Annotated in this window: 13 protein-coding genes; 10 read left to right on the top strand and 3 right to left on the bottom strand. The window is 34.1% G+C overall.

Features of this window, described 5'->3' with window-relative positions; all coding sequences use genetic code 11:
- Window positions 1–39 precede the first annotated feature (39 nt).
- From ACH2BV_RS07470 to ACH2BV_RS07460, 3 genes are all read right to left on the bottom strand, one after another.
- On the bottom strand, window positions 40–720 hold the full coding sequence (locus ACH2BV_RS07470; protein ID WP_395050100.1) for a DUF6624 domain-containing protein: 681 nt from the start codon (window positions 718–720) through the stop codon (window positions 40–42).
- A 144-nt stretch (window positions 721–864) separates the two neighbouring features.
- Entirely contained in the window at window positions 865–1,434 is a 570-nt protein-coding gene (ribH, locus tag ACH2BV_RS07465; RefSeq protein ID WP_395050099.1) for a 6,7-dimethyl-8-ribityllumazine synthase, read from the bottom strand.
- 70 nt (window positions 1,435–1,504) lie between these two features.
- Complete coding sequence (locus tag ACH2BV_RS07460; protein ID WP_395050098.1) at window positions 1,505–2,278, bottom strand: tol-pal system YbgF family protein; 774 nt, start codon at window positions 2,276–2,278, stop codon at window positions 1,505–1,507.
- 145 nt (window positions 2,279–2,423) lie between these two features.
- On the opposite strand from ACH2BV_RS07460, the gene recF reads away from it, so the two are divergent.
- From recF to ACH2BV_RS07410, 10 genes are all read left to right on the top strand, one after another.
- Window positions 2,424–3,503, top strand: coding sequence for a DNA replication/repair protein RecF (recF, locus tag ACH2BV_RS07455; RefSeq protein WP_395050097.1), 1,080 nt, complete (start codon window positions 2,424–2,426; stop codon window positions 3,501–3,503).
- Between the two features lie 44 nt (window positions 3,504–3,547).
- Complete coding sequence (locus ACH2BV_RS07450) at window positions 3,548–4,612, top strand: DUF3089 domain-containing protein (RefSeq protein WP_395050096.1); 1,065 nt, start codon at window positions 3,548–3,550, stop codon at window positions 4,610–4,612.
- Between the two features lie 87 nt (window positions 4,613–4,699).
- Complete coding sequence (locus ACH2BV_RS07445) at window positions 4,700–5,428, top strand: rhodanese-like domain-containing protein (RefSeq protein ID WP_395050095.1); 729 nt, start codon at window positions 4,700–4,702, stop codon at window positions 5,426–5,428.
- A 10-nt stretch (window positions 5,429–5,438) separates the two neighbouring features.
- Complete coding sequence (locus ACH2BV_RS07440; protein WP_395050094.1) at window positions 5,439–6,113, top strand: DUF2461 domain-containing protein; 675 nt, start codon at window positions 5,439–5,441, stop codon at window positions 6,111–6,113.
- A gap of 8 nt (window positions 6,114–6,121) precedes the next feature.
- Window positions 6,122–7,189 (top strand): glycosyltransferase, encoded by a 1,068-nt coding sequence (locus ACH2BV_RS07435; RefSeq protein ID WP_395050093.1) that lies wholly within the window; start codon window positions 6,122–6,124, stop codon window positions 7,187–7,189.
- Between the two features lie 2 nt (window positions 7,190–7,191).
- Entirely contained in the window at window positions 7,192–9,039 is a 1,848-nt protein-coding gene (asnB, locus tag ACH2BV_RS07430; RefSeq protein ID WP_395050092.1) for an asparagine synthase (glutamine-hydrolyzing), read from the top strand.
- Window positions 9,040–9,077: 38 nt separating this feature from the next.
- Entirely contained in the window at window positions 9,078–10,091 is a 1,014-nt protein-coding gene (gene murB / locus ACH2BV_RS07425) for a UDP-N-acetylmuramate dehydrogenase (RefSeq protein WP_395050091.1), read from the top strand.
- 50 nt (window positions 10,092–10,141) lie between these two features.
- The gene (locus tag ACH2BV_RS07420; RefSeq protein WP_395050090.1) at window positions 10,142–10,756 is read left to right on the top strand and encodes an FMN-binding negative transcriptional regulator; all 615 of its coding nucleotides are present in this window, start codon (window positions 10,142–10,144) and stop codon (window positions 10,754–10,756) included.
- 73 nt (window positions 10,757–10,829) lie between these two features.
- Entirely contained in the window at window positions 10,830–11,936 is a 1,107-nt protein-coding gene (locus ACH2BV_RS07415; protein ID WP_395050134.1) for a glycosyltransferase, read from the top strand.
- On the top strand, window positions 11,927–12,478 hold the full coding sequence (locus ACH2BV_RS07410; RefSeq protein ID WP_395050089.1) for an RNA polymerase sigma factor: 552 nt from the start codon (window positions 11,927–11,929) through the stop codon (window positions 12,476–12,478). The genes ACH2BV_RS07415 and ACH2BV_RS07410 overlap by 10 nt, the downstream gene beginning before the upstream one ends.
- Window positions 12,479–12,827 lie beyond the last annotated feature (349 nt).

Below are 12,827 nucleotides of genomic sequence, written 5' to 3'. Positions count from 1 at the left end.
GTAATTTCTGTTTGTTTTTATAGAATAAAGGATGTCCTTTTATTTCAAATTATTTATTTCATCAAGGGTATAAACTTTATATTCAATTTCCATTCTTTTTGCGTTCTCTTCAACCGTAGTCGTGAAACCTGCTTTTTTTCTTAGTTCATTAACCAGTTCTGGATTTTTTATTGGCAAAATGTATCTAAAAAAATCCTCTTTCCCAGTTTCTTTATTTATGATTCTTTTCCCTGCTCCTTGAGTTCCATAAATTTGTTCTTTACCTTGAGAAGTCAGAAGTCTGTCCTGCATCATAGCCACTTTGGTAAAATCAATTTCTTTATTAGTACCAGCTTTTTCTATTAAAGGAAAATATTTGGCTATTTTACCTGAATGTTGGATGACAAACCAAGCTGCTTCGTTTGTTGGTTCTCCAACTAATGTTTTTCCGGGATAACCATATTCAGCAATTATTCTTTCTACTTTTATAAGATTAATTGAATCTTGTTTCTTAATAATTCCCCAAGTGTTCTTTGCAAATTCTTCTTTGGAATAAACAGTTTCTTTCAAAATTTCAAGTTTTCTGTTTTCAGCTGTTTCAGAATCAATATACTCTCTAAAAATTTGATCTGATTTTAAAATGGAATCCAACTCCATCTTTAAATTTTGATTGATTTTAGTTTGAGCTTGAGAAAAAGATAAAACTAAAAATAAGATTATGATATGTAAATATTTTTTCATTTGAAAATTAAATAGAAGTTATTAGTTATAAGCAAAGGATACAAATTAATGAATTTGCATCCGGTTTAATAGCCAACCTTTTCTTAAAAAAAAACCTATACCATCGATAGAACAGTATAGGTTTTAGATTTGTCTATTTTGTCTTTATTCTTCTATCATCTTCAAACCTTCGATTTGCAATGGACCGGTTGATAATAATTGTTGATCTTTAAATTGGTGGCTAAATGAAGCCTGATGTCTTAAATACGCCATTTTTATTGCCGCGACAGCAGCTTCTGTTCCTTTATTTCCGTGTTTTCCACCACTTCTGTCAATGGATTGCTGCATATTATGATCAGTCAAAACACAAAAAATAACAGGAATATCAGTTTCTATATTCAAGTCTTTTATCCCTTGTGAAACCGCTTCACAAACAAAATCAAAATGTTTAGTTTGTCCTTGAATTACACAACCAATAGCTATTACTGCATCGACATTTTGGGTTTGCAACATTTTTTTGGCTCCATAAATAAGTTCAAAACTTCCAGGTACATTCCAACGAATGATGTTCGCTGATGGCACTTCGTTTTCTAAAAGTCCTGTAACTGCCCCAAAACAAAGCCCTTCGGTTATAGTGTCGTTCCATTCTGAAACAACAATCCCAAACCGAAAATTTTTCGCGTTTGGGATTGAATTTTTATCGTATTCGGATAAGTTTTTATTTATAGTTGCCATCTTATTTAAGATTGCAGATTGCAGATTGCAGATTGCAGAAAAACTGCCGTCTGAAATCTGCAATCTGGATTTATTGTGCTAATCCTATCAATACATCTATTGAAGCAGCTTCTGGAGATGCATCAAAATTTTCTTTAATATCTGTAAAGTATTTTAGTGCATCCACTTTATTTCCTAAAGCCAATGCTGTTTTTCCAGCTTTCAACAAGAAACGTGCCGTAGTAAAATCATTTTTATTGGCTTCAGCCGCTTTTACATAATTTTCCAAAGCTTCTTTTGGTTGGTTATTTTGCGAATAAGCATCTCCAATAGCACCTTTTGCCAAAGCACTTAAAACTATATCATCTGATTTGAATTTACCTAAATAGTCAATCGCTTCAGTATATTTTCCTGTATTTAAATAGGCAATACCAGCATAATAATTAGCTAGATTTCCTGCGTCAGTTCCAGAATATACATCTGCAATTTTTATAAAGCCAAATTTACCTTCAGAACCATTCAATGCTAATTTATATAAAGAATCGCTTGCAACTCCGTCTGTAGCTTTTTGAAAGTTTTGTTGTGCAACAAACATTTCGGTAGCAGCTTCATCTTGTTTTGGTGCAGCAACAAATTTTTGGTATGTCAAATATCCAACAGTCAATAATGCAATTGCACCAACAACTCCAATAATAATTCTTTGATTTTTAGCTACAAAATCTTCAGTTTTAGATGCAGTGGCGTCCAATGTTGAAAAAACTTCTGCAGTTTTGCTGTTTTTCTCAAGAACTTTTATGTCTTCGGTAACTTCTTTTCCTTCTTTTTCTTTTGCTGGTTTATATCCTCTTTTATTATAAGTAGCCATTTAAATATTTAATTTAGTGAGTGGCAAAAATATAATATTTATTCAAATCTAAAACCACTTTTATCGATATTTTTCAATAATTTGCACCCACTTAAAAAAAAATATCCAAAATCAGGAAGATTCTCAATACCAGCAAGCTTTACCAATGTATTTAAAAAAGATTTCATTATTCAATTACAAGAACTTTTCCGAAGCAAATTTCGAATTTGTGGGCAAAATAAATTGTTTTGTGGGCAAAAACGGAATTGGGAAGACTAATGTGTTGGATGCAATCTACCATTTATCTTACGGAAAAAGTTATTTCAACCCATTGGCAGTTCAAAACATTAAACACGGTGAAGAATTTTTCGTAATTGATGGAGAATTTGAAATCAACGAAAGAAATGAACAAATCATTTGTAGTTTAAAAAAAGGGCAAAAAAAAATATTGAAACGCAACGGAAAAATCTATGATAAATTTTCAGAGCATGTTGGGTTTATCCCTTTGGTTATCATTTCTCCAGCTGACACGGATTTGATTGTTGAAGGCAGTGAAACCCGAAGGAAGTTTATGGACAGCGTCATCTCACAATTGGATCCCCAATATTTGAAACAACTTATCCAATATCAAAAAGTGATGAGTCAGCGCAATGCTTTGTTGAAATATTTTGCGTTGAATTATGTTTTCGAAAACGATACGCTTTCAATATATAATGAGCAACTCGATGCTTTTGGAAAATATATTTTCGAAAAGCGAAAAGAATTCATCGAAAAATTTATCCCTATATTTAACACACATCATCAAGCCATTACAGGTTCGCAGGAAACAGTCCAATTGGTCTACGAAAGTCATTTATTCGAAAATGATTTGCTGACACTTTTAGAAGAAAAAATCAATAAAGACAGAGCTTTACATTACACAAGTGTGGGAATTCATAAAGACGATTTATCATTTGAAATTGATAATTATCCAATAAAGAAATTTGGCTCGCAAGGCCAACAAAAATCTTTTTTAATTGCCTTAAAACTGGCGCAATTTGAATTTTTAAAAACCCAAAGCGGATTTAAACCCATTTTGCTTTTTGATGATATCTTCGATAAATTGGACGAAAGTCGTGTTGCTAAAATAATTGAAATGGTCAACAGTGATACTTTTGGACAGTTATTTATTTCGGACACACATCCGGAACGAACTGAAACTATTGTAAAATCGACTCATCAGACTTATAAAATTTTCAATCTGTAATTTTTTAATAATCTGTATATTTGTCTGAAAACAAACACCTTAAAATGAAAAATAAAATCCTGCCGCTGCTTTTTATAGGTTTTCTTTTTTTTGGTTGTAGTGTACAAAACACTAAAAATCACCCAACATCTTCTATAAATAATAGTAATTTAAGTTCAAATATTTTTTTGGATTCAATAGATTATTCTTCTGCTAAAAATTGGGCGGTTTTACCCGGAAATTATCCTGATAATTTAAAAGAATATACCGTGCAGAATCCACAAGATTCGATTGATGTGTTTTATGTTTACCCAACATTACTCGTTTCAGATAAGGATAAAAGATGGAATGTTCCAATAGATGATAGCATTCAAAGAAATAAAGTTCTGAATATTGCCGTTCGTTTTCAGGCCTCAGCTTGGGCAAGTTCTGGCAATTTGTATGTTCCTTATTATCAGCAAGCACATATTCGTTCCTACAATAATCTTGAAAATGGTGGTAAGACTGCATTATTGTTTGCCTATTCAGACGTAAAAGCCGCATTCGAATATTATTTAAAACATTATAATCACGGTCGAGGCATTATTCTGGCAGGTCACAGTCAGGGAAGTACCCATATTTCTTATTTATTGCGTGATTTTTTTGATGGGAAACCTTTGCAAAAACAACTAGTGGCGGCTTACATTCCCGGCGTAGGATTAGATAAAAATCAATACGAAAACATTCCGTTTATGGAGCATCCAGACCAAATAGGAGGTTTTGTAACTTGGAACACTTTCAAAAAGAAATTTGACAAAGAAAAATACAAATGGTTCAAAGGCAAAGTTGTGATAAACCCTGTGACTTGGGATACCACTTCCATTGCAAAGCGGGAACTTCACAAAGGTTTTTTGTATTCCAATGGCAAAATGTATAAAAACAGTTTTGACACCCATATTGCTGATGGCGTAATTTGGATTTCAACACCGCATTTTCCTTATCGCTATATTGCCTTTTTGATGCGAAATTACCATTCAGGCGATGTGAATTTATTTTGGGAAGATATCAGCGAAAATTCTCTTTTAAGAATAAAAAGCTTTCATACGAACCAGAAAAGTTTTAATTATGCAAAAGCCGAAAATACAAATTAAAAAATTTTATTTTCTTTAACTCTTGTTTATTAAATTGCACATAGAATTTACTTAATTTAGCCTTTTTAAATTCAAATACAACCTATTATGAAATTTCGTTCCGTTTTTATCCTTTTAATATCTTTTACACTATTATCATGCAACGGTCAACCCTCAAAAAATATCCAAACTATTGCTCCTGAGGCTTTCGCCAAAAAGATAAATGAAACTCCAAAAGCACAAATTTTAGATGTAAGAACTCCTGAAGAATTCGCATCAGAACACATTGTCAATGCCATAAATGTAAATTGGCTTGGAGATAATTTTGTGTCTGGGGCTGAAAAATTCGACAAATCAAAACCAGTCTTTGTTTATTGCAAAAGCGGTGGCAGAAGTGCAAAAGCTTCGGCAAAATTAGCTGAATTAGGATTCAAAAATATCTATAACCTAGACGGCGGTATGATGAAATGGAATGCTGCCGAATTATCAACCCGAGCCGAAGGCGAACAGGGCGAAGCCAAACCAAGTGATAAAATCATAGGGATGTGTAGTCAGGAATATGCTGAATTATTGAATACTGACAAAAAAGTGTTGATAGATTTTAATGCCAAATGGTGTGCGCCTTGCAAAAAAATGGCTCCATATCTTGATAAAATGCAAAAAGAGATGGCTGACAAATTGGTCATCATCCGATTAGATGCAGATGAAAATAAAACCTTGATTAGTGAGATGAAAATTGACGAACTTCCAACTCTTATTTTATACCAAAACAAAGAAATAATTTGGAAAAATTCCGGTTATATTAGCGAAGAAGATTTAAAAAAACAATTACAATAATCAACAAAATATGCTTTCAAAAGACAGTGTGCAATTTCTAGAAGATTTAAAAGCCAATAATAATCGCGATTGGTTTTTAGACAATAAAAAGCGCTATGAAGTTTTTAAAAAAGACTACCAACAATTAGTTGGAGATTTTCTTGATGCAATGAAACCGCTAGATCCATCTTTAGAAATGCTCGAAGTCAAAAACTGTACTTTCAGAATCAATCGTGACATTCGATTTTCGAAAGACAAATCACCCTACAAAGACCATATAGGCGTTTGGCTATCAAGTGGTGCCAAAGGAATGAATCGTTCTGGTTATTATGTTCACCTTGCAAAAAGCGGCAGTTTTATTGCTGGTGGATTTTATTGCCCCGAAGCCGAGGATTTGAAAAAAGTACGAAAAGAAATTGCCTATTTTCACGAAGATTTGGAAGAAATTCTCAACAATAAAAACTTCAAGAAAGAATTTGGTGATTTTGATCGAAATGAAACCAATTTACTAAAAAACCCACCAAGAGGCTACGATAAAGATCATCCAGCTATTGAATTCCTAAAATTAAAAAGTTTTGAAACTTCACAGAAATTTGACATAGAAGAAGTGACAAAAGAAGATTTTGTTGCCAAAATGAGCAAGAAGTTAATCCTGCTGAAACCCTTGAACGATTTTATAAATCGGGCGCTAACGTCCGAAGAATGATTCAACAAATGGCAAAAAGGAAGATACTATTTCTAGGAGAAACTTACAGAGCCGACGCCATAACCTGGATGAATGGACTGAAAGAATTTGGCGACTTTGAATTTATCACTTGGGAATTAAAAACGCCAAATCATACTTTTTTCAGCCGGTTTTTTAGACTTTTAGAATTTTGTACCGGACTTTTTCAAGTCAGAAAAATAATAAAACAGCACCAACCCGATATGGTAATTGCCGAGAGAACCACAAGTTATGGTTTTCTTGCAGCAGTATCAGGCGTAAGACCAATAGCAATTGCACAACAAGGAAGAACCGATTTGTGGCCTGAAAAATCGCTTTTGCTCCCATTAAAAAAAATAATTCAGGATTATGCTTTTAAAAAAGCTGATTTAATTCACGCTTGGGGATCCGTAATGACCATTTCAATGAAAGCCATCAATGTCGATATGGATAAAGTTTTGGTTTTGCCAAAAGGAATTGATTTAGTTAAATTTGGAAACAAAAACTCCGCTGATTCTTCAAAAATTAATGCCATAGTTACTCGATCATTAACAACCGATTATCGTCACGATATTATTTTAAAAGCTTTTTCAATCATAAACCAAAACGGAATTGATTTTGAACTTACCATTGTTGGTGATGGGAAAGAATTACCAAAGATGAAGGAATTTGCCAAGAGATTAAAAATAGAAAAAAAGGTGAATTTCACAGGAAGAATTCCAAATACAAAATTACCGGAATTGTTGCAACATTCTAATATTTATATCAGTATGCCAATAACAGAAGGAGTTTCAGCTTCTTTGTTTGAAGCTATGGCCTCCAATTGTTATCCCATTGTAACTGATATTCCTGGAAATCGGAGTTGGATTAAACACCGCGAAAATGGGCAATTAATTACCATTGACAATTATAGAATGCTCGCCGAAGAAATACTTTGGGCTTTCAAAAATAACGAAATAAGAATAGCTGCAGTTATAAAAAACAGACAATTTGTTGAAGAAAATGCAGATTACAAAAACAATATGAAAATCATTGCCACCAAGTATCACGAATTAATTAACACATCTAAAACCTACTAGCTATGTGTGGAATTAATGGAATACTGCATTTACAATCACAAAAAAAAGTGGACGAACACATCCTGACAAAGATGCGCGATTCGCTGGAACATCGTGGACCTGACGACAAAGGTTTGTTTGTAGAAAACAACATTGGTTTGGGGCATCGAAGACTTTCGGTTATTGACGTTTCTTCGGCTGGACACCAACCGTTTCTTTCAGATGATGGTCGTTATATAATGGTTTATAATGGCGAAATATACAATTTTAAGGATTTTTATCCAGAACTAAGAAGTAATGGATCTGACATTCGCACCAGTTCCGACACGGAAGTTTTGCTAAAATTATTTGAATTATACGGCACGAAAATGCTCTGTCGCCTCAACGGAATGTTTGCTTTTGTGATTTGGGACAAGCAAGAAAGAAAACTTACTGCCGTTCGAGACAGAATGGGAGTTAAACCATTGTATTATTCGTTTTTCAACGAAACTTTCTATTTTGCTTCCGAACAAAAAGCGCTTTTCACTGCTGGAGTTCCCCTTAAAATGGCGAAAGACGGAATGGAAGAATACATTTTCAACCGGTTTGTGGCTGGTGAAAATACGTTGTACGAAAACGTAAAAAAAGTCTTGCCCGGACATATTATGACCATTCACGAAAGTGGAAAAATTGAAACCGAAAAATGGTGGGATTTAAAAGCTGAAATTCAAAACCAACCCAAAATCAAAAACCCTGTGGAATGGTTTCGCGAAACTTTTGACGATTCCATAAAACTGAGAATGGTCAGTGATGTTCCCGTTGGTGTTTTATTGAGCGGAGGACTCGATTCTTCCTCGATTTTGGCTTCGTTAAACCAACAGAATTACAAAAACATCCAAACTTTCAATATTGGTTTCAAGGAAAAAGAACACAACGAATCCCATTTGGCTAAAATGATGGCAGAGAAATTCGATTATGGATTTCACACGATGCAACTGGAGGACAACGCCCTTTTTGACAAACTGGTAAGTTCCACGTATTTTCAAGATGAACCCATAATGCATTTGAGCGAACCACATATTTTGGCACTTTCACAATTAGCAAAACCATCGGTAAAAGTGTTGCTTTCCGGCGAAGGTGCTGATGAATTGATGGGTGGTTACGTGAGATACAAAGCACTAAAATACCCGTCTTTATTGAATACAATTGGTACCATTGGACATATGGATTATTTCACGACAAAGCCACGTTATGAAAAATTGGCTCGTTATTCTCAAATAAAGGACAACGATGATTTAGTGATTTACAATGGTTCCAATATTTATCCAAATGACATTGCAAAGACTTTTGGAATTACCAATCCTCCAAAAAATGAATACAGAAAACAAATTCTGGAAGATGCAAAATCCTTGTATCCAAATAATTTAAGGAGACAGGCACTTTATTTTGACCAACATACTTATTTGTGTTCGCTTCTCGACCGAAACGACCGTTGCACAATGGGCGCTTCTATTGAATGCAGGGAACCTTTCTTAGATCAGAGACTCATTGTTGGATTGGGTTCCTTGGAAGACAAATGGCTTTTCACTGGCAAAAAATGGAAATACGTCTTGAAAACCGCGATGGCAGCTAGACTCCCAGAAGAAATCTTGAAATTCAAAAAAGTGGGATTGAGCGTTCCTTGGGGTGATTATTTAATAAAAAGCCCTGGTTTTATCGATGAATTAGAATCATTTTCGAAAAGTGAACTATTCAGAATGCCTTATTTCGAACACATCGACGCGCATAAACTTGTTGAAAATTTTAGAAAAGGCGACAGGAAAATGCTTCCTTACATAATGCCACTATTTATGATGCATATTTGGCTAAAAACCTACGCAAATAAATTTTAATACTTACTTTTGGGTAAAGTTTAAACGCACTCCTTTTTATGGAAATACAAGATAATTTTTCACTGAAAAACTACAATACTTTTGGCATTGAAGCCAAAGCAAGACAATATGTTGCCGTTCATAATGTGGCTGAATTAAGAGCAGTTTTGGAACAAAATAAATCTCGAAAAAAGTTTGTTCTTGGTGGCGGCAGCAATATGCTTTTGACCAAGGACATAGACGCATTGGTCATTCACATCGATTTGAAAGGCAGAAAAATCATCAAGGAAAACGATGATTTTGCCTGGGTCGAAAGTCAGGCTGGCGAAAACTGGCACGAATTTGTGATTTGGACCATCGACCAAAACTTCGGTGGACTGGAAAATATGTCACTCATTCCGGGAAATGTGGGTACAACTCCGGTACAAAACATTGGAGCTTATGGAACCGAAATCAAAGACACTTTTGATTCGTGCGAAGCAATGACAATCGAAAACCAGATAATGAAAACCTTTACCAAAGCCGAATGTCATTTTGGTTATCGGGAAAGTGTTTTCAAAAACGACGCTAAAGACCAATACATTATCACTTCGGTGGTTTTTAAGCTGAGCAAACGCAACCATAACATAAATACTTCGTATGGTGACATTACTGCTGAATTGGCAAAAAATAATGTCGTTACTCCTACTCTAAAAGACGTGAGTAATGCCGTGATTGCCATTCGTCAGAGTAAATTGCCAGACCCGAAAGAATTGGGAAACAGCGGAAGTTTCTTCAAAAACCCTATTCTTTTAAAAACCGATTTCGAGAAAATTCACCAGCAGTTTCCAGAAATGAAATTCTATGAAGTTTCTGAAACCGAAGTTAAAGTTCCTGCAGGTTGGTTGATTGAACAGGCTGGATTCAAGGGAAAACGCTTTGGAGATGCTGGAATTCACAAAAACCAGGCTTTAGTTTTGGTGAATTACGGCAACGCAACAGGAAAGGAAATATTGGATGTATCCAAGACTATTCAAGAAACAATTTTCAAGACTTTTGGCATTCACATTGAAGCTGAAGTAAATGTTATTTAGATTTTTTCGAATCAAAAATCTGAAATCTGAAATCTGAAATCTAAAATTCTATGTTCATACCAGACATTTATAAAAACGAAAACCAAGAAGATATTATTGATTTTCTTCGAAAAAATAGCTTCGGTATTTTAGTAAATCAAACCAATGGAAAATTGTGGGCAACCCACATTCCATTAGAATTGGATACCAATAAAAATGGAAAACAAGTTTTGCAAGGTCACATTTCGAAAGAAAATCCACAATGGGAAAGCTTTGCAGATAATGACAACGTTTTAGCCATTTTTTCTGGGGCTCATAGTTACATTTCTCCTTCTTGGTACGATCACGAAAACGTGCCAACCTGGAATTATATTGCAGTTCACATATACGGAACCATTAAAATTATGGAAGGCGAAGCCGTAATCGAAAGTTTAAAAAAACTGGTCGATAAATACGAACAAAACTCTGAAAAACCTGTCAGAGTCGAAGATTTTTCCAGAAAAACAATGATGCAAACCCGCGGAATTGTTGCTTTTGAAATCGAGATTGAGGAAATTCAAGCCAAACATAAATTATCTCAAAACCGAGATGAGAAGAATTATGATAACATCATTTTAGAATTAAAAAAGACGGAAAATGCCCAAGCCACTGCTGTTGCAAATGAAATGTTGAAATGTAGAAAGTAATTGCCGTTTATCGATGGATAATTAAGAATTGATAATTACCTTTGCGCAGATTTTAAAAAGAAGCCAAGCCTATATGTTGACCATTACTTTATACTTTTTTATAGTTATAGTTGCAATACAATTTTCGTATTATCTATTTGTTTTTGGGAAATTTGCTTTCGCCAAAGCGCAAAAGTCAACTCCAAAAAGAATTCCAATTTCGGTAATCGTTTGTGCCAAAAATGAAGCCGAAAATGTGGCTAGATTTATTCCACTACTTGCTGAACAAGATTATCCTGATTATGAAATTATATTGATTGACGATGCTTCAAGCGATACTACTTTGGAAATTTTCGAAGAATTCGAGAAACAATATTCCAATATCAGGTTAGTAAAAGTACAAAATAACGAAGCATTTTGGGGAAACAAAAAATATGCCCTTACTCTTGGAATAAAAGCAGCATCAAAAGATTATTTATTGTTTATGGATGCTGATTGTTATCCAGCTACAAAAGATTGGATTACCAATATGAGTTCGCAATTTACAATGCACAAAACCATCGTTTTGGGTTATGGAGCTTATGAAAAAATTGCCAATTCATTCCTGAATAAAATCATTCGTTTTGAAACGATGCTAACTGCGGTTCAATATTTTTCTTGGGCCAAAATAGGAAATCCTTATATGGGAATTGGCCGAAATTTAGCCTACAAAAAAGAAGAATTCTATAACGTAAAAGGTTTTATCAGCCATATGAAAATTCGCTCTGGTGATGATGATTTATTCATCAATCAAGTGGCAAAAAGCAAGAATACATCGATTTGCTATTCACCAGAAAGTTTCACTTATTCGAAACCAAAAATAACATTTAAAGGTTGGTTTACCCAAAAACGCAGACACGTTTCTACAGCTAGTTTTTACAAATCATTTGACAAAGTTCAACTAGCTCTTTTTTATGTTTCTCAATTGCTGTTTATAATTTTACCAATTATTTTATTGGCTTTTCAATACCAATGGATTCTGGTTTTAAGTTTAATTGGTTTCCGTTATTTGTTCACTTGGATCACTCTTGGTTTCTCCGCAGGAAAACTAAAAGAAAAAGATGTGATGTATTGGTTTCCAATTATTGAAATTGTGCTTATCTTCACCCAATTAAATATCTTTATCACCAATATTTTTTCAAAACCGGTACATTGGAAATAAACAAACAGATAGAAAAAGCGAAAAAAGGTGATCAAGTAGCCTTCACTTTTCTATTGGATTTTTATTGGAATGAGGTTTATGGTTTTATGCTGAAACGCACTGAAAACGAAACCAATGCCGAAGATATTACTATCGAAACCTTCTCAAAAGCCTTTGATAAAATAGCCAGTTACAATCCTGAATTTCAGTTCAACACTTGGTTGATTGCCATTGCAAAAAATGTCCATATTGATTTATTGCGGAAAAAGAAATCTTCTCTTTTTATCGAAATCACTGACGACGAAGACCAGCAAGCGTACAACATTGCCGATACAACTCCATCGGCAGAAGATGAATTGATTACTGAGCAAAACCTTTCGCAATTGTTGCAATTCATCAAGGAGCTCAAACCGCATTATCAGGAAGTGATCCAGTTGCGTTATTTTCAGGAAATGAGTTATCAGGAAATCGCTAATAAAATTGAAGAACCACTGAGCAATGTTAAAATAAAACTGCTTCGCGCCAAGAAATTATTGGCTGAAATCATTCAGGATAAGCGATGATTTGTGATTGCAAAACAATCGAAATTTACTCCTACGTAAGTCCGAAAAATTTGCAACAAACAAAAAGACCATTTGATGATTTGTAATACAATTATTATTTTTACATTTGTTAAATAATGTGCTACTCTATAGCGACAATCTACTCGATTTTGGGTGTATATGCGCTAGTTTGTAGCGAGTATATACAAGTTAGCGTCAAGCATAAAAAAGTGACTGCTAAAAAACATCAAATAAACAATAAATGGATATATTGCAAATTATACTTGGTAGATATTTATTAGAGCTAATTGGCGCGAGTGTTAGGTACATATATATAAGTACAAGTTCATTAATAGGGTTCAACGAGTAC

The organism is Flavobacterium sp. (assembly GCF_043780635.1).
In the GTDB taxonomy this organism is placed as follows: domain Bacteria; phylum Bacteroidota; class Bacteroidia; order Flavobacteriales; family Flavobacteriaceae; genus Flavobacterium.
The sequence above is the reverse complement of the archived record's forward strand: the minus strand, read 5'-3'. Positions and strand labels throughout refer to the sequence as shown.

Excerpts from the sequence above, each read along its gene's own strand:
- ACH2BV_RS07470 (WP_395050100.1), bottom strand. The coding sequence starts at position 720 with ATGAAAAAATATTTACATATCATAATCTTATTTTTAGTTTTATCTTTT.
- ribH (WP_395050099.1), bottom strand. The coding sequence starts at position 1,434 with ATGGCAACTATAAATAAAAACTTATCCGAATACGATAAAAATTCAATC.
- ACH2BV_RS07460 (WP_395050098.1), bottom strand. The coding sequence starts at position 2,278 with ATGGCTACTTATAATAAAAGAGGATATAAACCAGCAAAAGAAAAAGAA.
- recF (WP_395050097.1), top strand. The coding sequence starts at position 2,424 with ATGTATTTAAAAAAGATTTCATTATTCAATTACAAGAACTTTTCCGAA.
- ACH2BV_RS07450 (WP_395050096.1), top strand. The coding sequence starts at position 3,548 with ATGAAAAATAAAATCCTGCCGCTGCTTTTTATAGGTTTTCTTTTTTTT.
- ACH2BV_RS07445 (WP_395050095.1), top strand. The coding sequence starts at position 4,700 with ATGAAATTTCGTTCCGTTTTTATCCTTTTAATATCTTTTACACTATTA.
- ACH2BV_RS07440 (WP_395050094.1), top strand. The coding sequence starts at position 5,439 with ATGCTTTCAAAAGACAGTGTGCAATTTCTAGAAGATTTAAAAGCCAAT.
- ACH2BV_RS07435 (WP_395050093.1), top strand. The coding sequence starts at position 6,122 with ATGGCAAAAAGGAAGATACTATTTCTAGGAGAAACTTACAGAGCCGAC.
- asnB (WP_395050092.1), top strand. The coding sequence starts at position 7,192 with ATGTGTGGAATTAATGGAATACTGCATTTACAATCACAAAAAAAAGTG.
- murB (WP_395050091.1), top strand. The coding sequence starts at position 9,078 with ATGGAAATACAAGATAATTTTTCACTGAAAAACTACAATACTTTTGGC.
- ACH2BV_RS07420 (WP_395050090.1), top strand. The coding sequence starts at position 10,142 with ATGTTCATACCAGACATTTATAAAAACGAAAACCAAGAAGATATTATT.
- ACH2BV_RS07415 (WP_395050134.1), top strand. The coding sequence starts at position 10,830 with ATGTTGACCATTACTTTATACTTTTTTATAGTTATAGTTGCAATACAA.